Raw genomic sequence first — 687 nt, forward strand, 5'->3', positions numbered from 1 at the left:
TCGTCGGTGAGCTTCTCATACTCGTGCCATAAAGTTTGATGTGAGCGACGCGTGATTTCTATATAAGAATAGTACTGACAATTTGGCAGCAACTTATTCACGAGTAAATCTCGGCATCGTGGTGAGTCATCCGCCCAGTTATCCCCATCGGACGCTTGGGCTGCGTAGATGTTCCACTGACCAACCGGGTAACGCTCTTTGACGATTTCATCCATTAATTTCAAAGCGCTAGATACGATGGTGCCACCGGTTTCTTGCGAGTAGAAAAATTCGTGTTCATCGACTTCTTTGGCTTGCGTGTGGTGGCGAATAAACACAACGTCTACGTTTTCATAGGTGCGAGTTAAGAACAGATACAACAGCACATAGAAGCGTTTCGCGATGTCTTTGGTCGCTTGATCCATAGAACCAGATACGTCCATCAGACAAAACATCACGGCTTGGCTAGAAGGGACTGGTCGTTTTTCGTAGTTTTTAAAACGTAAATCGAAAGTATCGATGAACGGGACATTTTCAATTTTCTTGCGCAGTTCTTCGATTTCTTTTTTCAGACGATTTTCTTCAAGTTGTTGTGCTGGCTCGATATTTTTGATGCGAGTCAACTCGCCTTCGAGCTCTTTAAGAAGTCGCTTTTTGCCAGCAGTCATGGCAGTTCGACGAGCTAACGACTGCTGCAATGAACGAATA

1 protein-coding gene is annotated in these 687 nt (G+C 44.7%); it reads right to left on the reverse strand.

Translation table 11 applies throughout. The features are described 5' to 3' along the window. Positions 1–687 (reverse strand): YeaH/YhbH family protein (locus tag R7Q46_RS27305; RefSeq protein ID WP_318078294.1); only part of this gene is annotated, 687 nt, incomplete at both ends.

This window comes from Vibrio sp. 811 (assembly GCF_033339195.1).